Source organism: Micromonospora sp. WMMD956 (genome assembly GCF_029626125.1).
In the GTDB taxonomy this organism is placed as follows: Bacteria; Actinomycetota; Actinomycetes; order Mycobacteriales; family Micromonosporaceae; genus Micromonospora; species Micromonospora carbonacea.
On the sequence record NZ_JARUBI010000005.1, the window covers coordinates 1,547,306 to 1,569,690 of the forward strand.

The 22,385-nt window shown below is 74.5% G+C and carries 23 protein-coding genes; 12 read left to right on the forward strand and 11 right to left on the reverse strand.

Annotated features, from left to right (window positions below; all coding sequences use genetic code 11):
* Window positions 1-141: 141 nt before the first annotated feature.
* Entirely contained in the window at window positions 142-1,362 is a 1,221-nt protein-coding gene (locus O7628_RS07135; RefSeq protein ID WP_278129244.1) for a zinc-dependent metalloprotease, read from the forward strand.
* 158 nt (window positions 1,363-1,520) lie between these two features.
* Here O7628_RS07135 and O7628_RS07140 read toward each other — a convergent pair whose 3' ends face one another.
* Both O7628_RS07140 and O7628_RS07145 read right to left on the reverse strand, forming a co-directional pair.
* Window positions 1,521-2,129: a hypothetical protein gene (locus O7628_RS07140; RefSeq protein ID WP_278129246.1), complete on the reverse strand. Its 609-nt coding sequence runs from the start codon at window positions 2,127-2,129 to the stop codon at window positions 1,521-1,523.
* 280 nt (window positions 2,130-2,409) lie between these two features.
* Window positions 2,410-2,940 carry a M48 family metallopeptidase gene (locus O7628_RS07145; RefSeq protein WP_074472666.1) on the reverse strand — a complete coding sequence of 177 codons (531 nt, stop codon included), beginning with the start codon at window positions 2,938-2,940 and terminating at the stop codon, window positions 2,410-2,412.
* A 513-nt stretch (window positions 2,941-3,453) separates the two neighbouring features.
* Here O7628_RS07145 and O7628_RS07150 point away from each other — a divergent pair.
* The 3 genes from O7628_RS07150 to O7628_RS07160 all read left to right on the forward strand — a co-directional run bounded on the left by O7628_RS07150 (window position 3,454) and on the right by O7628_RS07160 (window position 6,421).
* Entirely contained in the window at window positions 3,454-3,621 is a 168-nt protein-coding gene (locus O7628_RS07150; protein ID WP_007464795.1) for a DUF5679 domain-containing protein, read from the forward strand.
* A 205-nt stretch (window positions 3,622-3,826) separates the two neighbouring features.
* Window positions 3,827-4,879 (forward strand): hypothetical protein, encoded by a 1,053-nt coding sequence (locus O7628_RS07155; protein WP_278129247.1) that lies wholly within the window; start codon window positions 3,827-3,829, stop codon window positions 4,877-4,879.
* Between the two features lie 210 nt (window positions 4,880-5,089).
* Entirely contained in the window at window positions 5,090-6,421 is a 1,332-nt protein-coding gene (locus O7628_RS07160) for an AarF/ABC1/UbiB kinase family protein (protein ID WP_278129250.1), read from the forward strand.
* Between the two features lie 393 nt (window positions 6,422-6,814).
* Here the strand turns inward: O7628_RS07160 and O7628_RS07165 are convergent, their stop codons facing one another.
* From O7628_RS07165 to O7628_RS07175, 3 genes are all read right to left on the reverse strand, one after another.
* The gene (locus tag O7628_RS07165) at window positions 6,815-7,180 is read right to left on the reverse strand and encodes a WhiB family transcriptional regulator (protein WP_074472662.1); all 366 of its coding nucleotides are present in this window, start codon (window positions 7,178-7,180) and stop codon (window positions 6,815-6,817) included.
* Between the two features lie 131 nt (window positions 7,181-7,311).
* Complete coding sequence (locus O7628_RS07170) at window positions 7,312-7,566, reverse strand: hypothetical protein (RefSeq protein ID WP_178066325.1); 255 nt, start codon at window positions 7,564-7,566, stop codon at window positions 7,312-7,314.
* Between the two features lie 126 nt (window positions 7,567-7,692).
* Window positions 7,693-9,855 (reverse strand): ATP-dependent DNA helicase UvrD2, encoded by a 2,163-nt coding sequence (locus tag O7628_RS07175; protein WP_278129253.1) that lies wholly within the window; start codon window positions 9,853-9,855, stop codon window positions 7,693-7,695.
* 88 nt (window positions 9,856-9,943) lie between these two features.
* Between O7628_RS07175 and O7628_RS07180 the strand changes: the two genes are divergently transcribed.
* Entirely contained in the window at window positions 9,944-10,186 is a 243-nt protein-coding gene (locus O7628_RS07180) for a mycoredoxin (protein WP_043965836.1), read from the forward strand.
* Window positions 10,187-10,247: 61 nt separating this feature from the next.
* Here O7628_RS07180 and O7628_RS07185 read toward each other — a convergent pair whose 3' ends face one another.
* Window positions 10,248-11,522: an MFS transporter gene (locus O7628_RS07185; protein WP_278129256.1), complete on the reverse strand. Its 1,275-nt coding sequence runs from the start codon at window positions 11,520-11,522 to the stop codon at window positions 10,248-10,250.
* 178 nt (window positions 11,523-11,700) lie between these two features.
* On the opposite strand from O7628_RS07185, the gene O7628_RS07190 reads away from it, so the two are divergent.
* The 3 genes from O7628_RS07190 to O7628_RS07200 all read left to right on the forward strand — a co-directional run bounded on the left by O7628_RS07190 (window position 11,701) and on the right by O7628_RS07200 (window position 13,468).
* Entirely contained in the window at window positions 11,701-12,681 is a 981-nt protein-coding gene (locus O7628_RS07190) for a helix-turn-helix transcriptional regulator (protein ID WP_074472659.1), read from the forward strand.
* A gap of 83 nt (window positions 12,682-12,764) precedes the next feature.
* Window positions 12,765-13,004, forward strand: coding sequence for a DUF397 domain-containing protein (locus O7628_RS07195; protein ID WP_074472658.1), 240 nt, complete (start codon window positions 12,765-12,767; stop codon window positions 13,002-13,004).
* Between the two features lie 218 nt (window positions 13,005-13,222).
* Window positions 13,223-13,468, forward strand: coding sequence for a hypothetical protein (locus O7628_RS07200; RefSeq protein ID WP_074472866.1), 246 nt, complete (start codon window positions 13,223-13,225; stop codon window positions 13,466-13,468).
* Between the two features lie 460 nt (window positions 13,469-13,928).
* Here the strand turns inward: O7628_RS07200 and nudC are convergent, their stop codons facing one another.
* Genes nudC through O7628_RS07220 form a run of 4 tightly spaced genes read right to left on the reverse strand, consistent with a single transcriptional unit; the run spans window position 13,929 to window position 18,655 of the window.
* The gene (gene nudC, locus O7628_RS07205) at window positions 13,929-14,900 is read right to left on the reverse strand and encodes an NAD(+) diphosphatase (RefSeq protein WP_278136247.1); all 972 of its coding nucleotides are present in this window, start codon (window positions 14,898-14,900) and stop codon (window positions 13,929-13,931) included.
* A 5-nt stretch (window positions 14,901-14,905) separates the two neighbouring features.
* Window positions 14,906-16,246, reverse strand: a complete 1,341-nt coding sequence (locus O7628_RS07210; RefSeq protein ID WP_074472657.1) for a pitrilysin family protein — start codon at window positions 16,244-16,246, stop codon at window positions 14,906-14,908.
* Window positions 16,243-17,553, reverse strand: coding sequence for a pitrilysin family protein (locus O7628_RS07215; protein WP_278129260.1), 1,311 nt, complete (start codon window positions 17,551-17,553; stop codon window positions 16,243-16,245). Before O7628_RS07215 ends, O7628_RS07210 begins: the two co-directional genes overlap by 4 nt.
* A 22-nt stretch (window positions 17,554-17,575) precedes the next feature.
* On the reverse strand, window positions 17,576-18,655 hold the full coding sequence (locus tag O7628_RS07220; RefSeq protein WP_278129262.1) for an LLM class flavin-dependent oxidoreductase: 1,080 nt from the start codon (window positions 18,653-18,655) through the stop codon (window positions 17,576-17,578).
* A 143-nt stretch (window positions 18,656-18,798) separates the two neighbouring features.
* Between O7628_RS07220 and O7628_RS07225 the strand changes: the two genes are divergently transcribed.
* From O7628_RS07225 to O7628_RS07240, 4 genes are read left to right on the forward strand one after another with little or no spacing between them, the layout of a single operon-like run.
* Complete coding sequence (locus O7628_RS07225) at window positions 18,799-19,863, forward strand: ABC transporter substrate-binding protein (RefSeq protein WP_278129264.1); 1,065 nt, start codon at window positions 18,799-18,801, stop codon at window positions 19,861-19,863.
* Window positions 19,860-20,639 carry an ABC transporter ATP-binding protein gene (locus tag O7628_RS07230; protein WP_074472653.1) on the forward strand — a complete coding sequence of 260 codons (780 nt, stop codon included), beginning with the start codon at window positions 19,860-19,862 and terminating at the stop codon, window positions 20,637-20,639. Before O7628_RS07225 ends, O7628_RS07230 begins: the two co-directional genes overlap by 4 nt.
* The gene (locus O7628_RS07235) at window positions 20,629-21,510 is read left to right on the forward strand and encodes an ABC transporter permease (RefSeq protein WP_278129265.1); all 882 of its coding nucleotides are present in this window, start codon (window positions 20,629-20,631) and stop codon (window positions 21,508-21,510) included. Before O7628_RS07230 ends, O7628_RS07235 begins: the two co-directional genes overlap by 11 nt.
* 1 nt (window position 21,511) lies before the next feature.
* The gene (locus O7628_RS07240) at window positions 21,512-22,015 is read left to right on the forward strand and encodes an Rrf2 family transcriptional regulator (RefSeq protein ID WP_278129267.1); all 504 of its coding nucleotides are present in this window, start codon (window positions 21,512-21,514) and stop codon (window positions 22,013-22,015) included.
* A 54-nt stretch (window positions 22,016-22,069) separates the two neighbouring features.
* Here O7628_RS07240 and O7628_RS07245 read toward each other — a convergent pair whose 3' ends face one another.
* A complete protein-coding gene (locus O7628_RS07245; protein WP_074472651.1) occupies window positions 22,070-22,291 on the reverse strand; it encodes a hypothetical protein in 222 nt (73 codons plus the stop codon).
* Window positions 22,292-22,385: the final 94 nt, after the last annotated feature.

Below are 22,385 nucleotides of genomic sequence, written 5' to 3' on the forward strand. Positions count from 1 at the left end.
TGACGGGGACTTCGCCCTCAGCGCAACGCCGGTGACGGCTGCCTGGGGCGCAGCCCGCGTACCGTAGAGGTCGTGCCTGATATTCCGTTCGGTTTCGCGCTCCCGGGTGGGCAACCACCAGACCCCAACGATCCCGCGGCGATGCAGCAGTTCATGTCGCAGTTGCAGCACCTGCTCTCCGCGCAGGGCGGCGGACCGGTCAACTGGGACCTGGCCCGGCAGGTGGCCGCCAGTCAGCTCGCCGCCACCGGCGACCCGGCGGCCTCACCCTACGAGCGGCACGCGGTCGAGGAGGCGCTGCGCCTGGCCGACCTCTGGCTGGAGCCGGCCACCGCCTGGCCGACGGGCATCCGCACCTCGCTGGCCTGGAACCGCAACGAGTGGATCTACAAGACGCTCGACGTCTGGCGCAAGCTGTGCGATCCGGTGGCCAGCCGGATGGTCGGCGCGATGGGCGACCTGGTGCCGCCGGAGGCCCGCGCCCAGCTCGGCCCGATGCAGTCGATGGTGGCGACGCTGGGCGGCGCGCTCTTCGGCGGGCAGCTCGGCCAGGCCCTCGGCTCGCTCGCCGCCGAGGTGCTCTCCGCCGGCGACATCGGCCTGCCGCTCGGCCCGGCCGGCACGGCCGCGCTGATCCCGGCCAACATCCGGGTGTACGGGCAGGGCCTGGAGCTGCCGGAGGACGAGGTGCGGCTGTACGTGGCCCTGCGCGAGGCGGCCCACCAGCGGCTCTTCGAGCACGTGCCGTGGCTGCGCGGGCACGTTCTCACCGCCGTCGAGACGTATGCCTCGGGCATCCGGGTCAACCGGGAGGCGATCGAGGAGGCGATGGGCCGGGTCGACCCGACCGACCCGGAGTCGATGCAGGCGATCGCCCTGGAGGGCATCTTCACCCCCGAGGACACCCCGGCGCAGAAGGCGTCGCTGGCCCGGCTGGAGACCGCGCTCGCCCTGGTGGAGGGCTGGGTCTGCCACGTGGTCGACGACGCCGCCGGCGAGCGCCTGCCCAACGTCGTACGCCTCGGCGAGGCGTTCCGCCGTCGGCGGGCGGCCGGCGGGCCGGCCGAGCAGACGTTCGCCGCGCTGGTCGGGTTGGAACTGCGCCCGCGCCGGCTGCGCGAGGCGGCGACCCTGTGGGCGGCGCTGACCGAGCACCGGGGCATCGCCGGCCGGGACGCCGTCTGGGGCCACCCCGACCTGCTCCCCTCCGACGACGACTTCACCGACCCGGTGGCGTTCGCCACGGCCCGGCTCGACCTCGACGACGAGCTGGCCACCTTCGACTTCACCGCCCCGGGCGGCCCCGAGGAACAGCCCCCGCCCACCCCGGGCCCCTCGGACCCCCCCACCTCCCAACCCTGACCCCACCCGCTCGCTCCCCCACCCCGCCCCACCCCGCCCCACCCCGCCTCGGCCCGCCTCGGCCCGGTGATCAAGAGAAAAGCGTCAAAGTCGATCTCCACGGTGACGCAAAGCTCTTGATCACCGCGGGCTGGGCGGGCGTTGGGGTGGGTGGGGTGTCAGGGGTGGGGGGATGAGAGGAGGGCGCGGGTGGTTTCCCAGCCCTCGACGGCGGGGTCCAGGGCGGCCAGGTCGGCCGGGCCACGCATCCGCCGCCAGGCGGCGGTGACGGCCACGTCCCCGGGGCGCGGGGCGGCCCGGCGCACCTCGGCCGGGTGCGCGGCGTCCAGGTCCACCTCGGGCAGCCACGCGGGCACGGGCAGCCGGGACGCGACGCCGAGCAGGCCGGTGTCGGAGCCCTCGACCGGGGCGAGGGCCACCGGCCGGGTGGTCAGCGGGCGGAGCAGCTTGCCGACGGTCAGGCCGGGCAGGTCCGGGGCATCGGCGGCGACGACGACGGCCTCGTCGTACCCGGCTCCGGCCAGCGCGGTGAGGACGGCGGTGCCGGTGGCGGCGGGCACCTCGTACACGGCCATGCCGGGCCAGGTGACGGACTCCGCCAGGACACGGTCGGCCGGGACGGCCGCGATCGCGGTCTCGACCTCCTGGAGGGTGGCGAGCAGGTCCACCACGTCCTCCGCGAGCGCGGCCCGCCAGGCCGCCGGGTCGATCCCCGGGGGCGTCCACGCCACCGGGCCGAGCAACGCCACCACCACACGTCGGGCCACCCGCCGACCCTAGACGAGCCCGCCACGAACCCTGGCCCCCCGGCCCCACCCCCTGCTCCCCCACCCCACCCCACCCTTCTCCCCACCCCGCCGCCCCACCCCGCGCCCCCACCCTGCGCCGATCTTGCACTTTCGGCCCCCCAAAAGTCCGCTTCACCCCCTTTGCCGGGGCCCCAACTGCAAGATCGGCGCGGGGGTGGGGCGGGGGGCGGGGCGGGGTGGGGCACGGGGGTGGGGGTAAGAGTGGTGGGTGGGTGGGTGGGTGGGGTTTTGTGGGGATTTAGTGGGGTAGGGGGGTGCCGGAGGCGGCGGCGACGCCCTCCAGGTAGCCGCGGGCGCGCTCGGCCTTCGGGTAGCGGCCGACCAGCGCCCAGAACCGGGCGTTGTGGCTGGGCACGATGAGGTGGGCCAGCTCGTGCAGCAGGACGTAGTCGATCACCCAGTCGGGCATGTCCTGGATGCGGTGCGAGATGCGGATGGTGCGGTCGGCCGGGGTGCAGGAGCCCCAGCGGCCGTTCTGGTTGGTCACCCAGCGGACGCTCACCGGGACGGCCTGGTCGCCATATTCGGCGAGGTAGAGACCGCGGAGCCGGGTGGCGCGGCCGAACAGCTCGTCGTCGGTGCGGACCAGGCGCCCCTCGCGGGCGGCCAACCGGGCCAGCATCCGGTCGACCCACTCGGTCTCCTCGGCCCGGGAGAACTGGTCGGGGATCAGGACCACGACCCGTTCACCGTCGCGGTAGGCGGACACCGTGCGTCGCCGGCGCTGGCTGCGCCGTACTTCGACGACCGGCTTCCGCGCCCCTGCCATCAGCGGGCCGCGCAGCCTTGGATTGCTGTCACGAAGGAAAGCTAATGGGTACTGACCAGGGGTCCGCAAGAGTCAACACCACGACACGCGCCCGGAAAGTCATGGTTGGTGACCAGGAGTCCCGAAAAAAATCCTTGCGGACCGTCACGGAAGGGCTCCGTCACGGTTCGTGGTGGCCGCGTCGGGACGGCGCGCGCCTCCGCCCCACGGTATGTGATCACGCCGCCGCCCGCCCGCCCGGGGCCGCCTCTCGGGCGATCTGAGTGGGTTCACCCGGCGTGTCCCCGCGAAACTGACTTATCCGACGTAATTCGGCATGCACACTCTCGACGTCGACTTGCTCACAGTGTCGAAGCACAGCTGACATGGAACCGCCCGCACCTGGGTAGGGTCCGCGGACCAGCGGTCACGAGGGTGGCCGCGGAGAAGTCCCAGCGCCGGCGCCCCCTGTGGCCCGCCGCCGGGCAACCCGCCGGAACCGGATTGACCGGCGGACGAGACGAGGAGGACACCGTGGCCGACCAGGCCCAGACCTACAACGGTTACTGCGTGAAGTGCAAGGAGAAGCGGGACTTCGAGGGGCACGTCGAGGTCTCGAAGACCGGGATGAACATGGCCAAGGGCAAGTGTCCGGTGTGCGGCACAACAGTGAACCGCATCCTGGGCAAGGCGAAGGTCTGACCCGTCCGGGTCCGGCACGGGGGAGGGCGGCCATCGGCCGCCCTCCCCCGTCGCCTTTCCGGGGCGCGGGAGTGTCGGTCACCCGACATGGTTACCGGCCGGTTGTGGATAACCCGCGATTTGCTGTGGACAACCCTGCGTAAGCGGGTGCGCACCTGTGGACAACGATCGACGGAAAGCAGGGACTCGGTCACGATTCGTCGTCATGACCCGCGATCCGCTGCCCCGCCCCATCCTGCTGCCCGGCCTGACCCGCCTCTGGCGGGACCGGCACACGCTCCAGCTCGGCCTGGAGCCGGGCCGCGCGGTCCTCGTCGAGGTGGCCAACCCCCGCGCCGTACGGGTGCTCGACCTGCTCGACGGCACCCGCAGCGAACGCCTCGTGCTCGCCCACGCCGCCGGGGCCGACGTGGCACGGGACGAGGCACGCGGGCTCGTCGACGCGCTGCGCGCCGCCGGGCTGGTCGTACCCGCGCACACGCTGCTTCCCCGCGACCTCGCGGGCCCGGCGCGGCGGCGGCTCAGCGCGGAGGCTGGGGCGTTGGCCTTCGCCGCTCCGGCGCTGCCCGGCACGCCGGCCCAGGTGCTGCGGCGACGGCGGGCCGCGCGGGTGCTGGTCACCGGCGGCGGGCGGCTCGGCGCGCCGGTCGCCGTCGCGCTCGCCCAGGCCGGGGTCGGGCACGTGCGCCCGGACCTGGCCGGGCCGGTGTGCCCGGCCGACCTGGTCGGCACGGGCCTCGCCGCCGCCGACCTGGGCCGGCCGCTCGCCGCCGCCCTACGCGACGCGGTGGACCGGGTCGCCCCCGGCACCGTCACCCGCCCGCTGCGCGGCGGTCGGCCCGACCTCGTGCTCCAGCTCGGCCTCGACCGGCCGGCGGCCCTCGTCGCGGCCGGTTTCGCCCAGCGCCGTCAACCGCACCTGCTGCTCGGCCTCCGCGAGGGGGTGCCCACGGTCGGGCCGCTGGTCCGTCCGCCGATCGGGCCCTGCCTGCGCTGCGTCGACCTGCACCGCACGGACCGGGACCCGGGCTGGCCGACGCTCGCCGCGCAGCTCGCCACCGACGCCCCGGGCCAGGCCGGCGGGACGGCTACCCTGCTCGCCGCAGCCGGGTACGCCGCCGCCGAGGCACTGGCCCACCTCGACGGCGGCACGCCGGAGACCCTCGGCTGCGCCGTGGAGATCGCCGGGGCGGGCCGGCTTCGCCGGCGGGCCTGGCCGCCCCACCCGTCGTGCCGCTGCGCCGGGCCGGGCCACTGACCCCCGGGCCGGGCCACTGACCCCCGGGGCGGGCCCCGGCGGCACCACGGACGGTCACGATCCCGGGGAGCCGGGACCACTACGATCCGAGGGCGAAGCCGCCACGAGCCGGGGCCGGGACGAGGGCTGGGCCGCCACGATCCGGGGGCGGGCGGCCCCGGCCCGGCAGCGGAGCAGCCGTAGGGCCGCCGAGTCGGTAACAATGGCCGGGTGACCGACATCCCGCGCCGGGCCGTGTCCCGGACCGCCAAGCTCGCCGCTCTGCCGCTCGGCTTCGCCGGCCGGACCGTCCTCGGCATGGGCAAGCGCGTCACCGGGTTGGCGTCCGACGTGATCTCCGCCGAGATCCAGCAGCGCACCGCCGAGCAGCTGTTCAGCGTGCTGGGCCAGCTCAAGGGCGGGGCGATGAAGTTCGGCCAGGCGCTGTCGGTCTTCGAGGCGGCCCTGCCCGAGGAGATCGCCGCCCCCTACCGGCAGGCCCTCACGAAGCTCCAGGAGGCCGCCCCGCCGCTGCCGGCGGCCACCGTGCACCGGGTGCTCGCCGAGCAGCTCGGCCCGGCCTGGCGGGAGCGCTTCGTCTCCTTCGACGACACCCCGGCCGCCGCGGCCAGCATCGGCCAGGTGCACCGGGCCGTGTGGCGGGACCCGGACGACGGCGCGCCCCGGGACGTCGCCGTCAAGATCCAGTACCCGGGGGCCGGCGACGCGCTGCTGGCCGACCTCAAGCAGCTCTCCCGGCTGGGCGGCATGTTCCGGGCGATCCAGCCGGGGCTGGACGTCAAGCCGCTGCTGGTCGAGCTGCGGGAGCGGATCACCGAGGAGCTGGACTACGAGCTGGAGGCAGAGTCCCAGCGCGCCTTCGCCGCCGCGTACGCCGGCGACGACGAGATCTTCATTCCGGCGGTGCTCACCGCCACCCCCCGGGTGCTGGTCACCGAGTGGATCGAGGGCACCCCGCTCGCCGAGATCATCCGCGCGGGCAGCGAGGAGCAGCGCGACGAGGCCGGCCGGCTCATGGCGATCCTGCACCTGTCCGCGCCGGCCCGCGCCGGGCTGCTGCACGCCGACCCGCACCCGGGGAACTTCCGGCTGCTGCCCGACGGCCGGCTCGGCGTCATCGACTTCGGCGCGGTGGCCCGGATGCCGGAGGGCACGCCCGAGCCGATCGGCCGGCTGGCCGGGCTCGCCCTGCGCGGCGAGGCGGACGCGGTGGTCGACGGGCTGCGCGAGGAGGGCTTCGTCAGCCGGACGGAGCAGATCGACGCCCAGGCCGTGCTCGACTTCATCCGGCCCATGCTGGATCCGGTGGCCGAGGAGGAGTTCCGGTTCACCCGGGCCTGGCTGCGGGCCGAGGCGACCCGGCTGGCCAGCCCGCGCTCGCCCGCGTACCAGCTCGGTCGGCAGCTCAACCTGCCGCCGTCGTACCTGCTGATCCACCGGGTGACGCTCGGCTCGATCGGGGTGCTGTGCCAGCTGGAGGCGAAGGCGCCGTACCGGTCGATCCTGGAGCGCTGGCTGCCGGGCTTCGCCCCGGTCGGCTGATCCGGGGCCACGGGCCGCGCCGGGCGGCAGGCGCCACCTGACGAGCGGCGACGGGCGGGCCGGTAGCGGTGCCCCGGTACGACGACGCGGGGCGGGTCGGCCGGCGGCCGACCCGCCCCGCGCGGGTGTGGTGATCGGTCAGTGGACGCCCAGGTCGCGTGCCGACTGGTTGCGGCTGTTCATCGCGACGGTACGGGCGGTTCGGGTGGTGCGGGTTGCCTCAGTGCTCGTGGTGATGCGACCGGCCTGAGGCCGGGGCATTCGGGCCCGGGACAACGCTTCGTGGAGTAGTTGCAGCTCGACGGCGCCGTGGGGAATGTGCAGCATGGGTATCGACCTTCTCTGATTTGCTCGGGCCGGTGGACACCGGCGGGGTGGTGCGGATCGGGTGTGTCAGGCAGCCAACCGGACGGCGTGCCGCGACGTGGACAGCCCACTGGCCGCCAGACGCGCCTCGGCCTCGACCTTCAGTGCGGCGTCGCGCGCGACGTCCTCCTTGCGCGGGCGGCCCCGGGGCCGCTTGCGCGGGACGACCGCGCCACGCTCGAAGATCTCGCCGCCCCAGACGCCCCAGGGCTCGGCCCGCTCGACCGCGCCGGCGAGGCACTCGACGCGCAGCGGGCAGTCCCCGCAGAGCGACTTGGCCAGCTCCAGCTCGGCGGGCTGGTCGGAGAACCACAGGTCGGGGTCGAACTTCCGGCAGGGCAGGTTCGCCTCCAGCTCGACGCTCAGGTCGACGGGGGCCAACGCCAGACTCATCTCCCGGTCACCTCTCTCTCACTTCGATCTCGTGGATCGGATTGCCGACGTACTTCGGCGGGGCAAAAACTAAGGCCGCGGATCCCGGTAGCGGGTTCCGCGGCCTCGAGGTGAGCCGGTTGGTCTGGTGATCAGACCGGTCTACCTCGAGGTGGAACGCCGCGGACATCGGTGCCCTGCTTGGCGCCCTCGATGTCCATGCCCGTGAAGCCACTGGTCCCCTCGGCTCCGGTGAGCGGCGCGACCGTCAGGTTCAGCTCGGCCTGAACCTGGACCTGGTGCGCCTGCGGAGCCGACGGTCGAGCGGCCGGGACCACCCGGACAGCCGACAGCGGAGCGACGGCAGCGGGCAGCGCCAGCGGACGCTCGTTGGTGTAGATCTCCATTGGTGCCACCTCCCTGACGTTTCCTCGATGCCGACTGGGTCTCCACCCCCGTGAGCAGCCGGAATGGCGCTGCTCGCGAGGTGTGCCCTGAGGCTATTCCTCGCCCCGGGGCGAGGGCAAACGAATTTACGGGTCGATTTTCAAAGTTTTCTCGGGGCAGACCTCGTCGACCGCCGCGCCGGCCACGAGGGCCAGCACCAGCTCGCCGTACAGGCCGATCTTGCGGGGGCCGATGCCGGCGATCGCGACCAACTCCTCGGCCCGGCCGGGCCGCCGCTCGGCCAGCGCGGTGATGGTGGCGTCGGTGAAGACCACGTACGCGGGGACCTTCTGCGCGGCGGCCACCCGGGCCCGCCAGTCGCGCAGCCGCTCGTACAGCTCCTCGTCGATGTCCGAGGGGCAGGTCGGGCAGCGGCCGAGCTTGCGGTCCGGGCCGGCGAGCAGCGTCGCGCCGCAGATCCGGCAGGACACCACCTGGTTGCGGCGACGCTCGGCCCGCCGGGGCGTCGCCGCGCCGGCCCGCTCCGTCGGACCGCCGGAGCGGTCGAGCTGGGGCAGGAACCGCGACGGCCGCCGGGCCCGGCCGCCCGGCGAGCGGGCCACCGCGTACGACAGCCAGAGCTGCGCCCGGGCGCGGGTGATGCCGACGTAGAGCAGCCGGCGTTCCTCCTCGACCTGCTCGGCGGTGCGCGCGTACGTGGTGGGCAGGGTGCCCTCGGAGAGCCCGACCAGGAAGACGGCGTCCCACTCCAGGCCCTTGGCGGAGTGCAGGGACGCCAGGGTCACCCCCTCGACGGTCGGCACGTGCTGCGCGGCGGCGCGGCGGGCCAGCTCGTCGTTGAAGTCGGCCAGCGTCACGAGGCGCTGCACGGCGGCGGCCTCGCCGATCGGCAGCACGGGCGGGCTGGCCGCGTGCTCCTCGGCGAGCTGCACCAGGGCCGCGAGCGCCTCCCAGCGTTCCCGGGCCGCGCCGCCGGCCGGGGCGGCGTCGGGGGCCCAGCCGACGGCGGCGAGCCCCTCCACCACGGCGTCACGCAGCGGGGTCTCGCCGGGGATCGAACGGGTGGCGGCCCGCAGCGCCACCATCGCCTGCCGCACCTCGGCCCGCTCGAAGAACCGCTCGGAGCCCTGCACCACGTACGGCACCTCGGCCTCGGTGAGCGCCTTCTCGTACGCCTCGGACTGGGCGTTGGTGCGGAACAGCACGGCGATCTCCCGGGCCGGGGTGCCGGCGTCGACCAGGGCCTTGCAGCGGATCGCCACGGCGGCGGCCTCCGCCGGCTCGTCGGTGAAGATCCGCAGCTCGGGCTCGGGGCCCGGCGGGCGCTGCCCGACCAGCTCCAGCCGCAGCCGCGCCTCGGTGCCCCGGGCCTGGGAGATCACCGCGTTGGCCAGGCCGACCACCTGCGGGGTGGAGCGGTAGTCGCGGACCAGCCGGACCACGGTCGCCCCGCGGTGGCGGCGGGGGAAGTCGACCAGGTAGGCCGAGGTCGCCCCGGTGAACGAGTAGATGGTCTGGCTGGCGTCGCCGACCACGGTCAGGTCGTCCCGGCCGCCGAGCCACGCCTCCAGCAGCCGCTGCTGCAACGGGTTGACGTCCTGGTACTCGTCGACCACGAAGTGCCGGTACTGCCCCCGGACCTGCTCGGCGACGTCGGGGTGCTCCTCGATGCCCCAGACCGCGGCGCGCAGCATGTCCTCGAAGTCGATGACGCCGTTGGCCCGCTTGAGCTTCTCGTACGCGACGAAGACCTCGGCCACCTTCGCCGGCTCGTGCGGAGTGTCGCGCAGGGCCTTGGCGGCGGCGGCCACGTACTCCCCCGGCTCCACGAGGGACGACTTGGCCCACTCGATCTCGCCGGCCAGGTCCCGGGCGGCGGCCCGGTCGGCACGCAGGCCGACCCGGGCGGCGGCGAGCGTGACGATCCGCGCCTTGCTGTCCAGCAGCTCCGGCATGGCCCGCCCGGCGAGCAGGCGGGGCGCGAAGTAGCGCACCTGCCGCAGCGCGGCGGCGTGGAACGTGCGCGCCTGCACCCCGCCGACCCCGAGCGCGGTGAGCCGGGCCCGCAGCTCGGCGGCAGCGCGGGCGGTGAAGGTGACCGCGAGCACGTGCCGGCCGGAGACCTCGCCGGTCAGGGCGCGGTGGGCGATGCGGGAGGTGACCGCGCGGGTCTTGCCGGTGCCGGCGCCGGCCAGGACGCAGACCGGGCCGGCCGGGGCGGTCACCGCGGCGCGCTGCTCCGGGTCCAGCCCGGCGAGCACCCGTTCCGAGCCTGAGTGAACCCCCACAGCGAGGAATCATCTCAGCTCCCCCGGATGTTGCAGCGGTTAGCCTGGCCTGACCGGACGGGCGGAACGGACCTTGGAGGACGCGATCATGTTGACGATGTACTCGACCCCGTGGTGCGGCTACTGCCACCGGCTCAAGTCGCAGCTCGACCGGGAGGGCATCGCCTACCAGGTGGTCGACATCGAGCAGGACCCGAAGGCGGCCGAGTTCGTGATGAGCGTCAACGGCGGCAACCAGACGGTCCCGACGCTGCGCTTCGCCGACGGCAGCGCGCTCACCAACCCGTCGATCACCCAGGTCAAGCAGCACCTCGCCGGCCTGCCCGGCTGACCGGGCCCCGCGCCCGTCCGGAGGTGGCCGCGCCCAGGCCGGGGGCGGCCACCTCCGCGCGTCAGCGGGCGGGGCGCGCCACCTGCGGCTCGGCCTCGGACCCGGCGGCCGGGGCGGGCCGGCGTTGCAGCGGGATGCGGGGCACGCTGGGCGCGGGCGGCGCGGAGAGCCGGCGGCCCCGCCACAGGAAGACGCCGGCCCCGGTGGTGACCACGCCGACGAGCACGAACAGCAGCCGGAAGTCGAGCACGCCGACGAGCAGCGCGCCGGCTCCGATGGAGACCGCCTGCGGGCCGCTGACCAGCGCCTCCGCCGCCGCGACCACCCGGCCCAGCAGGCCCGCCGGGGTGCGGCGCTGGATCAGCGTGTTGAGGCCCACGGTGATCAGCGGGAGCGAGAGCCCGGCCAGCAGCAGCGCCGCGAACCCCAGCCAGAGGGCCGGGTAGGCCAGGGCGAGGGCGGCGGGACCGAACAGGGTCACCCCGACGGCCAGCGCGCCGACCTCACCGGCGCGGCGCACCAGGGCGGCGGAGAAGAGGCCGCCGACCAGGCCGCCGAGGCCCTGCACGGTGACCAGCACGCCGACGAACGCGGCGTCGCGGCGCAGGCCCTGATCGACGTACGCGAAGATCAGCGACTCGGTGAAGCCCATCACCAGCGAGCCGAGGCCGTAGCCGAGCAGGGCCCGGCGCAGCGCCGGCTCGCCGACCAGGTGCCGCAGCCCGGCGCCCAGCTCGGCCGTCCAGCGCGACCCGCCGTCGGCGGGCGTGTCCTCGGGCGCGCGTAGCAGGGCGACCACGGCGGCGGCCGTGACGAAGCCGGCCATCGCCAGCCCGGCCAGCAGCCAGCCGCCGACGGCGGCGTAGAGCGCGGCCCCGGCGAGCGGGCCGGCCAGCCGCAGTCCCTGTCGCACGGTCTGCAGCACGCCGTTGGCGTCGGCCAGCAGCTCGACCGGGACGAGTTGCCGGATCAGCCCGGCCAGGGCCGCGCTCAGCGTCAGGTACGACAGCCCGTAGAGGCCCGCCACCACGTAGATGATCCAGATGTCGCCGGGGCGGGAGACCGCGAACAGCGGGGTGAGCAGGGCGGCGGTGGCGAGGTTCGCGGCGACGAAGAAGGGCCGCCGGGGGTACCGGTCGACGACCCAGCCGACCAGCGGCGCGAGCATCATCGGCGCGATGATCGCGAAGATGGTCGCGCCGGCCAGCCCGTCGGAGCCGGTCAGGTCCTTGACCCAGATCGCGAGGGCGAGCAGCAGGATCGACTCGGCGGCCATGCTGGCCAGGAGCGCGCCGAACAGCAGGCGGAAGTCGGGGCGACCCAGGACGGTGCGCATCGGGTTCCTCTTCTCGGGGCGGGGAGGGGGTTCTCGGTTGTCGGGCGGGACGGTTTCTGGAAGACACGCGCCTGTCGGAGGCTCCCGACGCCGGCCGCGCCGTCCATACTGACCGTGGGGGGCGAATTTCATACAGTTACCGTCGCGTCCCGCGGCGGTCGACGGAGATGAGGACACCGTGCCTCCTACCGGACCGAGCCCAGTGCTGCGCCGCCGCAGGTTGGGCCTTGAGCTGCGTAAGCTGCGCGAAGCCGCTGGCCTGACCGGTGACCAGGTCATCGCGCGGGTCGGCTGGGCATCCGCGTCGAAACTGTCCCGACTGGAGAACGGCCGCAGCCGTCCCGACCCCGCCGACGTCGCCGCCCTGCTCGACCTCTTCGGCGTGACCGAGGCGCAGCGTGACGAGTTGCTCGGCATCACCGGCGAGGCCGGGGACATGCGGGGCTGGCTGCGCAGATACTCGGTGATGACCCCGCAGCAGCGGAGCTTCGCCGAGCTGGAGGCGGGCTGCGCCGAGATCCTGGAGTACAACCCGGTCCTGGTGCCGGGGCTGTTGCAGACCATCGGGTACGCCCGGCTGCGGATCGTCTCCGCCCGCCAGGTCGAGTTCTGGGCCGGCGAGTCGGAGCACGTCGGGTCGCCGGAGGACGAGGTGGCCGCCCGGGTGGCCCGGCAGTCGCTGCTGAGCCACCCCGACGACGCGCCGCGCTACACGGCGGTGCTGGAGGAGTCGGCGCTGGGCCGGCGGGCCGGCCCGCCGGAGGTGCTGCGGGAACAGCTCGCCCAGCTCTGCGAGCTGGCCGTGTTGCCGCACGTCACCCTGCACGTGCTGCTGCGGGACACCCCGATCGGCAACTGGTACCTCCCGCCGACGGCGTTCTCGATCTACCGGTTCGCCGACCCGCTCGATCCGGAGACGTTGGCGATAGAAGGTGGCTTCACCAACGCCATGTCGACCGAGGCAAACACCCTAAATGCCTATAAAGTGGCTTTCGAGTGGTTGCGCTCGGCGGCGCTCTCCGCAGCGGACACCACCTCCTGGCTCTTCGAGGCGGCGGGGCGGCTGGCCGAGGCGGCAGGCCCGTCCACGGCGGCCAACGGGTCGGCAACGGCGCCGGCCCAACGCCGCCGGCACTCCGACCGCCTGACGGATCGGTGACCCGCCGAGGCGACGCCGGACCCGGCCCGCCCGGCCGCGCGCAGCCACTCGTTCCATCGGTACAGTCCAATCAGGAGCAGACCATGAACGAGATCCCCGACGTGTCCTCCGTTCTCGCCCGGCGGCTGGCCGACGCGCCCTGGCGGACCAGCACCCGCAGCCAGACCTCCAACTGCGTCGAGGTGGCCCCGCTGCGCGGCGGCCCGGCGGCCGTGGCGCTGCGGGACAGCAAGGACCGGGGCGGCCCGGTGCTGCTCTTCGACCGCGCCGGCTGGGCGGGCTTCCTCGCCGGCACGAAGAACGGGCAGTTCGACCTGAGCTGACCGTGCCGGCCCGATCGGGGCCGCCGGCCCGTGCCGGCGGCCCCGATCCGTGTCCGGGCCCGCGACCAGGTTCGGCGCGCCGTCATCCGATCGGGGGATCCGGGCCGCCGAACGCCTCGTTCCACTTGCTGGGACGCCGGTCGGGCGTAACATGTGTCGACAGAGTGACGTGGAACTTCCACCGAGTGCCGCCCGTCACCGTCGCATCGGAGACCACCATGCGGTTCCTGATCGTTCGCACCGACATCCGTGCCGCCGCAGACGTCGACATCGCGGTCGCCTGGGCCGGCGGCGGCCGGGTGCGCGACGAGACCGTCTCCCCCGAGCCGCGCCGCCAGGTGGTGCACGCCGAGGACCGGGAGGCCGCCCTGCTGCTGGCCCGGGCCCTGTCCACGGTGGGCGCGGTCCGCCGCGGCAGGCAGCGCGTCAAGGTGCTGCCGATCGACGACGCCGCTCCCCGCTGAGCCCGGCCCCGCCCGACCCGGCCCGCTGCTGGCCCCGCCCCCTGCTGACCCGGCACGCTGCTGACCCGCCTCCACCGCCGCTCACTCTCCGCACTGACGACCGAGGCGTTCCCGCGCTTTGGCCGATCTCACCCTCCGTCACGCCTCTCGGCCCCCGCCACGCTCCCGCGCTCCCTTTGCTCTGCACCCACCCACGCGGCATCCATGGCGAGCAGCGGACTTGCAAGAGGGCGGCCGGCGGCGACCAGACGGTTCCACCACTATCCGCAACCGTTGCGGATCTGGGTGCAGAGCAAAGGGGACGGAACGCAGGGTTGCCGCCCCGGGCCACGCGGGCGGGCTCTGCGACTCAGGGTGACGGCGAGCTGCCCCCGCGGGTCGCGCGTCGGTCACCCGGCGCGTCCAGGGCCATCGCCGCCGGGCCGCCGTCAGCAGGAGCCGGTGCCACCAAGAGCCGGTGTCAGCAGTGGCCGTCGAGCCAGCGGTGGATCAGGAAGAGCGCGATCGACGACGGCGGGGGCAGGAGCAGGTGCTCGCCGTCGTCGTCGACGGTAACCGGCCGCCCGGCCAGCGCCGCGCCGATCTCCCGGCGGGTGAACCACCGGGCGTACGCGATCTCCGTCGGGTCCACGCGCACCGGCTGCGCCGGGTCGGCCAGGGCGACGAAGCCGAGCATCAGCGAGCCGGGGAACGGCCAGGACTGGCTGCCCGCGTACGTGATGTTCCCGACCGCGACCCCGACCTCCTCGCCGACCTCGCGCACGACGGCATCCTCGGCCGACTCGCCGGGCTCCACGTAGCCGGCGAAGCAGGAGAAGCGGCGCTGCCCCCCGGTGCGCGGCCAGGCCGCGTTGCTGCCGAGCAGGCAGGCGCCCTCAGGCCCGGCCACCCCGTCGTGCACCAACGCGATCATCGCCGGGTCGGTGCGCGGCCAGACCCGGTCGCCGGTCTCGTCCACCCGGGACCAGCCGGCCTCGTCGACGCGGGTCGGCTGGCCGGTGACCGAGGAGAAGCCGTGCCGGGCGTGCCAGTTGGTCAGCGCCAGCGCGGCGGTGAAGATGCCGGCGTCCCGGTCCAGCAGCAGGTGCCCGACCTCCCGCAGGCCCACCGCCCGGGTGCCCGGCAGCTCCGGCAGCGGCGAGTCCACCGCGAACACGGGCACGCCGTCGGGCTCGACGCCGAGGAACATCGGCACGGAGCGGGGCACCTCGGGCAGCTCGCCCGAGCCGAGCAGCACCAGCTCCGGCGGGGAGGCCCCGGCGCGGACCAGGGCCCGGCCGTCGGCGGCGGAGTCGAGCACCAGGACCCGGGCCCGCTCCCACGCCTCGGCCAGCCACTGCGGGTCGGTGCGCCGGTGCGCGGCCCGGTCCAGGGTGGAGCGGGCCAGCGGCGGGGCGGTCTCCCCGCCCCCGCCCCGGTGCGGCCCGCCCACGGCGGTCACGGCCGGACCGGCTCGGTGCGGACCGGGGCGATGGCCGACAGCGCGGGGGCGATCCGCTCGGCGTCGCCGAGCACCACCGTGACCGCCCCGGTCGGGGCCAGGTAGCGCTGGGCCACCTCGGCCACGTCGTCGACGGTGGCCTTCGCCAGCCGGGCGGCGTGCTCGGCGAGGAACTCCAGGCGCAGCCCGCTGCCCGCGAACGCGCTGGTCAGCGACGCCAACCCGGCCTGGGTGGACATGCCGAGCTGGAGGGTGCCGAGGGCGTACTGGCGGGCCTGCTCCAGCTCGTCCGGCTTCGGCGGGAGCGTGGCGAGGCGGCCCAGCTCGTACGTCGTCTCCAGCAGCGCCGGCCCGGTCACCTCGGTGGCCACCTCGGCGCCGGCGACCAGCACCGACCCGGCCACCGAGTGCTCGACCAGCGAGTGCGGCCCGTACGTGTAGCCCTTGTCCTCCCGGATGTTCTCCACCCAGCGGGAGGAGAAGTAGCCGCCGAAGACCAGGTTGGCCAGTTGCAGCGCGGCGTGGTCGGGGTGGGTGCGGGGCACCGCCGGCAGGGCGATCCGCAGCGACGACTGCACCGAGCCGGGCCGGTCGACCAGCAGCAGCGGGCCCGGCTCCAGCGGCGGGGCGGGCGGCAGCTCGGCGGTGTGGCCGCCACCGTTCCAGGCGGCGAGGGCCTTCTCGGCGGCGTCCAGGGCCCGCTCGGGCTGCACGTCGCCGACCAGCACCAGCACCGCGTCTGCCGGGTGGACCCGCTCGGCGTGCAGCCGGCGCAGCGCCGCCGGCCGGACCGCGCGCACCTGCTCCGGCTCGGGGGTCTGCACCGCGTACGGGTGCTTGCCGTAGACCCGGCGCAGCAGGGCGGTGCGGGCCAGGTGGGCCGGTTGGCTCTGCGCCACCTGGATGCGGTCGACCAGCCGGTCCCGCTCGGTGCCGACCTCCTGACCCGGGTACGTCGCGCCGGTCAGCACGTCGGCCAGGATCTCCAGCATCCGGTCCAGCCCGGTGACCAGGCCCGCGCCGGAGAGCATCAGCCGGTCGGGGTCGATGCCGGCCGACAGCCCGCCGCCGACCGCCTGGAGCTCGGCGGCGATCTGCACGCTGGTCATCGACTGTGTGCCGGAGAGCATGGTCTGCGCGAGCATCGCGCCCCGGGCCAGGTGGGTCCGGCCCGTCGGCATCCACAGCCGCAGCTCGACCAGGGGGACGGCCGGGCGGCGCACCGCGATGACGGTCAGCCCGTTGCCGAGCCTCCGCTCGGCCTGCTTCGGCACCTTGAGCCTGCGGTTGGGGCCGAGCGGCGGCAACGCCCGAGGCGACACGTCTGCCACACTCATCGGGCACTCCCAGGAACAACCTCGACGGACGCGCGGCGCTCCGGCCGCAGGGTGGCGGCGGCGGCCCGGACCTGCTCGTCGGTGACCTCGCCGACCAGCCGGGGCAGGTCGTTGAGCAGCCCCGGCTCGCCGCGCTGCTGCTCCAGCACCGCCATCCGCAGCGCCCGGCCGAGCACCGCGTCGGTGTCGCGCAGCAGGTGGGTGGCCATCCGGGCCTGGGTGCGGGCCAGCTCGCCGGCGGCCGGGCCGTCGGTGGCCAGCCGGTCCAGCTCCTCGTCGACGGTGCGCAGCACCTTGTCGACGTCGCCGCCGGGCGGCAGGTGCGCCTGGAGCAGCAGGGCGGTGGGGTCGCGCACGTCGAACGGGTCGCCCATGAAGCCCACGTACCCGCCGAGGCTGGTCACCGCGCGGTCGCGCTGGACCAGCCGCTCGACCAGCCGGGACGCGTCGCCGTCGGTGAGCACCTCGGCGAGCACCACGTAGGGCAGGTAGCCGGCGAAGTCGGTGACCGGGTCGGGCACCCGCCAGGCCGAGGCCACCGCCGGCAGCGGGGCCAGGGCGTCGGTGTACGACGAGCGCCGCTCGGCGGTCAGGTCCGGCTCGGCGAAGTCGGGGCGGTCGGGGGCGGGCCGGGCCGGCACGTCGCCGAAGTGCCGCTCGATCAGCGCGGTGGCCTCGGCCACGTCGACGTCGCCGCTGACGGCGAGGACGGCGTTGCCGCTGGCGTAGTAGCGGCGGAAGAAGTCGGCCGCGTCGTCGACGGTGGCGGACTCCAGGTCGTCGAAGGAGCCGTAGCCGTCGTGCGCGTTGGGGAACGTGTCGAACATGACCGGCGGGAGGGTCAGCCAGGGGAACCCGCCGTACGGCCGGTTGAGCACGTTGACCCGGATCTCCTCCTTGACCACGTCGACCTGGTTGCGCAGGTTCTCCTCGGTCAGCCGGGGGCCGCGCATCCGGTCGGCCTCCAGGAACAGCGCCCGCTCCAGGGCGTTGCTCGGCAGCGTCTCGTAGTAGTCCGTGTAGTCGTGGTGGGTGGATCCGTTGAACGTGCCGCCCGCGCCCTGCACGTGCCGGAAGTGGGCCAGCTTCTCCAGGTTCTCCGAGCCCTGGAACATCAGGTGCTCGAAGAGGTGGGCGAAGCCCGTGCGCCCCTCGGGCTCGGAGCGGATGCCGACGTCGTAGACGACCGCCACCCCGATCACCGGTGCGCTCCGGTCGGGGGTGAGCACCACCCGCAGGCCGTTGCCGAGGGTGAACCGCTCGACCGGATACTTCGTCGCTGGAATTCTGGATCTCCGCGCCGCCACGGGTCGACCCTAGCGCGTCGGCTCAGCCCACGGGTGCGACGGCGGCCACCCGGGGCAGCACCTCCGCGCCGACCCGCTCGGCCTCCTCGCGGTGCGGCCACCCGGAGAGGACGAACTCGTCGACGCCGTGCGAGGCGTACTCGTCGATCCGGGCCGCGACCTCGGCGTAGCTGCCGACGAGCGCGGTGCCGGCGCCCTCGCGGACCAGGCCGATCCCGGCCCACAGGTTCGGCGCGACGGTGAGCGCGTCGGCGGTCCCGCCGTGCAGGGCGGCCATCCGGGCCTGGCCGACGGAGTCCATCCGGCGGAACCGGGCCTGCGCGGCGGCGATCCGCCCGGGGCTCATCCCGGCCAACAGCCGGTCGGCCTCCGCCCACGCCTCGCCGGCCGTCGGCCGGGCGATGACGTGCAGCCGCAGGCCCGTGCGCAGGGCGCGGCCCCGCTCGGCGGCCAGGGCCCGCACCCGGGCCACCCGGGCGGCGACCGCGGCCGGCGGCTCACCCCACATGAGGTACGCGTCGGCGTGCCGGGCCGCCACCGCCTCGGCGGCCGGGGACGCCCCACCGAGGTAGACGGGCGGCGGGTCGGCCAGCGGGGCGGGCAGGCCGCCGCCGGTGATCCGGTAGTGCGCGCCGGCGAAGTCGAACGGCACGCCGCGCCAGGTGCGGCGGAGCACGTCGAGGAACTCGCCGGTGCGCGCGTACCGGTCGTCGTGGTCGAGGAAGTCGCCGTACGCCCGCTGTTCGGCGGGGTCGCCGCCGGTGACGACGTTGAGCGCGAGCCGCCCGCCGGAGACGGCCTGGAACGCCTCGGCCTGGGCGGCGACGAGCGTGGGCAGCGCGAATCCGGCCCGCACCGCGACCAGCAGGCCGATCCGGTCGGTGTGCTGGGCGACGGCGGCGCAGACGATCCACGGGTCGGGGCAGCCGGAGCCGACCGGGGTGAGCAGCGCGGCGAAGCCGGCCGCCTCGGCGGCGCGGGCGACCTCGGCCAGGTAGCCGACGGTGGCGGCCCGCTCGTGCCGGGCCGCGCCGGCCGTGACGGTGGCGGCGCCGACCTGGCGCCCGTCGCCGGAGGTGGGGAGGAACCAGTGGAAGGTCACGTCGAACAAACCTAGCAAGAAGGTAGGAAAAGCGGGAATAATTTCGAGCGCTAATCCCGCGATGTGGACGGCCCTTGACGCCGGCCAGGACCTGCCCCAGTCTTCCTACCAACTAAGTAGGAATACTGCGGATTGGACAGACGATGAGACGGCTACCCCTCCGTCGGACGGTCACCCTGGCCACCCTCGCCGTGGTGGGCGCGGCGACCCTGGGTGCCACCGCCGCCTGCGGCGAGGACGACGGCGCGGCCGCGGGCGGCTCCGGCCCGGTCACGCTCCGGCTGGGCTACTTCCCCAACATCACCCACGCACCGGCGGTCGTCGGGGTGGAGAAGGGCATCTTCGCCGAGAAGCTCGGCGGCGACGTCAAGCTGGAGACGAAGACCTTCAACGCCGGCCCGGCCGCCATCGAGGCCATCTTCTCCGGCGCGCTCGACGCGACGTACATCGGTCCGAACCCGACGGTTAACGCGTTCTCCAAGTCCAAGGGCGAGGCGGTCCGGGTGATCTCCGGCGCGGCGTCCGGCGGCGTGGCCCTGGTGGTCAAGCCGGAGATCACCTCCGTCGAGCAGCTCAGGGGCAAGAAGATCGCCACCCCGCAGCTCGGCAACACGCAGGACGTGGCGCTGCGCTACTGGCTGCGGGAGAAGGGCCTGACCGCCACCAAGGAGGGCGGCGGCGACGTCAGGGTCGTCCCCCAGGAGAACGCACAGACCGTGGAGACGTTCAGCAGCGGGGCGATCGACGGGGCCTGGGTGCCCGAGCCGTTCGTCTCCCGGCTGGTCAACGCCGGCGGCAAGGTGCTCGTCGACGAGCGCGACCTGTGGCCGGACAAGAAGTTCGTCATCACCAACCTGATCGTCTCCACCAAGTTCCTCAAGGCCCACCCCGACGTGGTGAAGAAGCTGGTCGAGGGCCAGGTGGCGGCCAACGAGTTCGTCAACTCCAGGCCCGACGAGTCGCAGCAGGCCATCTCCGACCACATCGGCAAGATCACCGGCAAGCCGCTCGACGTGAAGCTGATCAAGCAGGCGTGGCCGACGCTGGAGTTCACCAACGACCCCATCGCCTCCTCGCTGAAGGCCGGCCTCGACCACGCGGTCGCCGTCGAGCTGACCCAGCCGGTCAGCCTCGACGGGCTCTACGACCTGAAGTACCTCAACGAGGTGCTCAAGAACCAGGGCAAGCCCGAGGTCGTCCAACCATGACGTCGACCACGACGACGCCCCGCAGCGCGACCGGCTCGGTCGCGCTGCACGGGGTCACCAAGGTGTACGGGCAGGGCGAGCACGCCGTCCTCGCCCTGGACGGGGTCTCCCTCGACGTCGCCCCCGGCGAGTTCGTCTGCCTCGTGGGCGCCTCCGGCTGCGGCAAGAGCACCCTGCTCAACCTGGTCGCCGGCCTGGACAAGGTCAGCAGCGGCCGGATCGAGCTGGGCGACGGGGTCAACCCCGGCCTGATGTTCCAGGAGTCCGCCCTCTTCCCGTGGCTCACCGTCGAGGGCAACGTCGACGTGCCGCTCAAGCTGCGCCGGCTGCCCCGGGCGCAGCGCCGGGAACGGGTCGCCGAGCTGCTGCGCACGGTGCACCTGGCCGAGTTCGGGCGCAAGCGCCCGCACCAGCTCTCCGGCGGCATGCGGCAGCGGGTCGCGCTCGCCCGCACCCTCGCCCTGGACACCCCGGTCCTGCTGATGGACGAGCCGTTCGGCGCGCTCGACGCGATGACCCGCGACATCCTGCACGACGAGCTGGAACGGATCTGGGCCGAGCGCAAGCTCACCGTGCTCTTCGTGACGCACAACGTCCGGGAGGCGGCGCGGCTGGCCGACCGGATCATCCTGCTCTCCAGCCGGCCCGGCCGGATCATCTACTCCACCCGGGTCGACGTGCCCCGGCCCCGACGCATCGACTCCCCGGAGATCGCGTCGATCGCCGCCGACGTCACCGACCGGCTCCGTACGGAGGTGGGCCGCCATGGCCAGTGACACGATCGCCGAGGCGCGCGCCGACGCCGAGATCTCCGGCCTCGACGCGCTGGAGATCGCCGGCCGGCAGAAGACGACCACCCGGGCCGCCACCATCTGGGCGTCCACCTGGCCGAAGCTGGCCGCGCTGGCCATCGCCATCGCCGCCTGGCAGGTCGTGGTGTGGGCGGAGATCTGGCCGCCGTACTCGCTGCCCGGGCCCAGCCCCGTCTGGCAGGAGCTGGTCCGCCAGGCCAGCGGGGCGCAGCTCTGGGACGGCCTGGTCACCACCCTGCGCCGGGCCGCCCTCGGCTACGTCTTCTCCGTCGGCGTCGGCCTGCTGCTCGGCCTCGCCGTGGCCCGGTTCCGGGTGCTGCGGGCGGCCATCGGCTCGATGATCACCGCGTTGCAGACCATGCCGTCGATCGCCTGGTTCCCGCTGGCGATCCTGCTGTTCGAGCTGAGCGAGAAGGCCATCTTCTTCGTCGTGGTGCTCGGCGCGGCCCCGTCCATCGCCAACGGGGTGATCAGCGGGGTCGACTACGTGCCGCCGCTGCTGCAACGGGCCGGGCGCAACCTCGGCGCCCGGGGGCTCAACCTCTACCGGTACGTCATCGCCCCGGCCGCCCTGCCCGCCATCGTCGCCGGGCTCAAGCAGGGCTGGGCGTTCTCCTGGCGCAGCCTGATGGCCGGCGAGCTGATCGTGGTGGGCATCTCGCAGACCTCGCTCGGCGCGCAACTGACGTACGCCCGGGAACTGGCCGACGCGCCCTGGCTGCTCTCCACGATGATCGTCATCCTGGTCGTCGGCCTCGGGGTCGACGCCGCGTTCGGGGCCGCGGACCAGGCGATCCGACGCCGCTGGGGCGTGCTGGACCAGGCCGGGCAGTGACGTGTACGTCTCCGCGCGCAGCGACTACGCGCTCCGGGCCATGCTGGCCGTCGCCGCCGCGGCCCGCAGCCCGCGCCCCGCGCCCGGCGGCGAGCTGGTCAAGGCGGCGGCCCTGGCCGAGAGCCAGGCCATCCCGCTGAGTTTCCTCCAGGGCATCCTGCTCGACCTGCGGCGGGCCGGGCTGCTGTTCAGCCACCGGGGCACCGACGGCGGCTACGCCCTGGCCCGGCCGGCCGCCGAGATCAGCGTCGGGGACGTGCTCCGCGCGGTCGGCGGGTCGCTCACCTCGGTGCGCGGCCTGCCGGCCGAGGTGGCCGGCTATCACGGGGTGGCCGCCGGGCTGCGCGACGTGTGGCTGGCGGTCGACGGGGCGATCGCCCTGGTGGTGGACCGCACGACCCTGGCCGCTCTGCTCACCGGGGAGGACGACCCGACGCCGACCGCGCGGGACGGGGCCGGGGCGACGGCCAGGACGCCCGTCGTCGACCCGGTCGGCGGGGCCTGATCGGGCGGTCCGCCGGCTGAGCGGTGTGGGCTCGGCCGGCGGACCGCCACGGGCTCAGCCGGCGGACCGGTCGGTCACCTCGATGACGGCGCCGGTGAGCTTCGCGTCCGCCCCGTCCGGGTTGTGCAGCCCCACCACCCCGGCGGGCGGCCGGGCGCTCCGGGCGGGGTGCCACGGCGAGAAGGCCGCCGCCGTGGCAAGCAGCAGTCCCGCCCCCGCGACCGCCAGCACCACCAGCAACTCCCGTGCCGCCCCCGACTCGACGTCGGCCGTCATGGTCTTCCTCCCCCCAGCAAGGCCGGTCCCCACCGGCCGTGTTCCCCCACGGCTAGCATCGTCCACCAGGCGCGCGGGCGACAGTCGCCGATCG